Source organism: Lachnoclostridium sp. An169, assembly GCF_002160525.1.
Classification (GTDB): Bacteria; Bacillota; Clostridia; order Lachnospirales; family Lachnospiraceae; genus Mediterraneibacter; species Mediterraneibacter cottocaccae.
Genome location: NZ_NFKT01000069.1, coordinates 1 through 2,587 on the forward strand (window position 1 = coordinate 1; position 2,587 = coordinate 2,587).

At 48.6% G+C, this 2,587-nt stretch carries 4 protein-coding genes; all 4 read left to right on the forward strand.

All coding sequences use genetic code 11. The annotated features are described in order from the left end of the window. Positions 1 to 752 (forward strand): Mu transposase domain-containing protein (locus tag B5F07_RS22760; protein ID WP_442911422.1); only part of this gene is annotated, 752 nt, incomplete at its 5' end. Continuing rightward, complete coding sequence (istB, locus tag B5F07_RS22090) at positions 749 to 1,504, forward strand: IS21-like element helper ATPase IstB (protein WP_242972634.1); 756 nt, start codon at positions 749 to 751, stop codon at positions 1,502 to 1,504. The genes B5F07_RS22760 and istB, both read left to right, overlap by 4 nt. Before the next feature lie 26 nt (positions 1,505 to 1,530). Continuing rightward, positions 1,531 to 1,986, forward strand: a complete 456-nt coding sequence (locus B5F07_RS22095; protein ID WP_087163327.1) for a hypothetical protein — start codon at positions 1,531 to 1,533, stop codon at positions 1,984 to 1,986. Between the two features lie 22 nt (positions 1,987 to 2,008). Then, entirely contained in the window at positions 2,009 to 2,452 is a 444-nt protein-coding gene (locus B5F07_RS22100; protein ID WP_087163328.1) for a hypothetical protein, read from the forward strand. The last annotated feature ends 135 nt before the right edge of the window (positions 2,453 to 2,587 follow it).

Below are 2,587 nucleotides of genomic sequence, written 5' to 3' on the forward strand. Positions count from 1 at the left end.
AACTAAACCGAAGGGGAAAACAATTCGTAAATGCCTGGTGTGATGAAGTCCATGGGACAACGAAAAGGATCCCTAACCAGCATTATCTGTTGGAGGAAAAGCAGGTGCTGCTTCCGCTGCCGGACACAAGATACCGGACAAGGCAGCTGCAGAAACGGATCGTAAGCAATGACAGCTTTATCAGTATCAACGGCAATAAATACAGTGTCCCGGTCCGATATGTGGGTCGTACTCTCCTGTTCCGGATCATTTACGGATTCCGCATTGAATTGTACGATCTGCAGGAAAAAACCGTTCTGAGCCTGGAGGCGGCAGACGGGAAGCATACCGTGCGGGTGGATGAGAGCCATTACCGGGAGATCGCACCACAGGTCAGTACATCGATCCCGCAGATCCGCAGGGATTTTACAGAGCGTTTTTCCAATGGGCAGAGATATCTGGAAGAGGCGGCAAGGAAATTTGACCAGCCAACCCACCACGCCCGGAAGATCATGCTCCTGCAGGATCTGTATGACGATCCTGTACTTGACCGTTTTATCGGTTACTGCATTGATCAGGATAAGATGGATATCCGTTCCTTTAAAGGGATCCTGCGGGATTACAATGCCGGAAAGCTGGAACTGCCAGATACAGAAGCTGAAAAGCCGGGATGTGCAGGAAAGTCATCGGAAACAGGATACCGGGATGATGACCCGGCCCTTATCAGGGACTGCAGTTATTATGAAACAAGTACAAGGATGGAGGTGGGATGATGTCTGAGCCGACCTGGGATACAGACGAAGAATATATTGATGCCATGATGAAGCGGTTTAAGCTTGTGGACATGAGGGAGCAGTATCGGGATCTTATCCAGGAAGCGGAAGCTTCTTCCATGGGATACGGAGCTTTCCTGAAACGGCTGATGTCCGTGGAAGAAACTGGGAAAAAGAACCGCAGAGCGCAAAAACTCCGTATGGAAGCCCGATTTGAAAAGGAAAAGCGGCTGGAAGATATCGATTATGGTTTTAACCACACCCTGGACAGGGAAAAGATCTCCGAGCTTGGAAGGCTTGGCTTTCTCCGGGCGAACGAAAATGTGATCATCATTGGGCCGCCCGGTGTCGGAAAGAGCATGATCGCAACAGGGATCGGCATGAATGCCGTGAATGCCGGATACAGAGTCCTTTTTATCAATGCGAAGGATCTGGTCGATCAGCTGTACGAAAGGATGCGGGACGGGGAACTCCGTGAGACGTTAAAGAAACTGGATAAGATCCCGCTGCTGATCATAGACGAACTTTCCTATCTGAAGATGGACAGGGAACGAGAGAGCCTTTTCTTCCAGGTGATCCGCCAGCGGTATGAAAAGAACTCTCTCATCATCACGACCAACCTGCCGATGGGCAGATGGGACGAGCTGTTTACCGGCAAGCTTGCAGCGACAGCGATCCTGGACCGGCTGGTGCATCATTGCCATATCTTGAGTATAACGGGAGACAGCTACCGTGTCAAAGGGTCAAAATAAAGTGTAAAACAAAAGGACAGTGAAAAATGAAGATCAATAAAGAAAAAGAAAAATCCCTGCAACGGGAATTAAAAGAATACGAGAAAGTAACACCGATGACAGAAGAGGAACGTATAGCCCTGCATGAATGGGTCAGGGACGGCAACAGTATCCATGAGAATGGCAGCATGGTCTGCTACGAAGGAGGGAGACCCGTCGATTTCCTGGATGTGTACCGGGAGGAAGTAGAACTGCGGAAAAAGCTGTCATCCATGACAGAAGAAGAACGAAAAAGATACCTGTACATGGAATACGGCATTGAGAATGAACCGCCTAAAAAACTGACCTATGAAGAACTGCAGGAAAGATCCAGACGGTTGTACCGGACCTGCATGCTTTACTGGGAAGTCCTGGCCAGGAATGGCCTGGGAGAAGAGGCGGATGAGCATCTCCGTCTGCATATCGGAGAAGAGATGCCGTTTGAAGATCCGGCCAGCTGGTGACAGTGTCAGAGGAGTAAATAAGATGGGAAAGACAATCATAAGCGAGGATATCTTCCCGGCGTTGGTGGATGTGTACAACCGGGAAGGAAAAACATCGGCATACGATATGATCCGAAACAGATACGGGGTAAAAAATCCATTTTTTGTAATAAACAGGATCAAAAAATGCGGAAAGTATACATACGATCCGGAAAATGACCGGTTTTCTGCCGCAGAGTCAGATGCGGCAGACCGAGTATTTATGGATCTGGATGAACTATGCGGGACAATTGTTCCTGAAACAGCTGAAAAAGCAGGAACTATCGAAGACAGCAGACCGGCAGCCATGGAGAGACTGGTGCATGAGCTGATCAGTGACCGGCTGATGATGCTCAGCCGGTACATCACGCTGGATTCATCCAGCAGGACAATCATGATCGATCAATCATCCTTGTCGGCTGATGGATATCGGATCGTAACACACTAAAGCGGTGGGGCAATTCACAGTGTAAAAATCAGGATTAACAGGTAAAAATGACCCACCTTAGCAGCTAACATAGCAATCGCTAAGGCGGGTCAAAAGATGATAAAAAAGTGGGGCGATTTTGCTTGACAATCTACA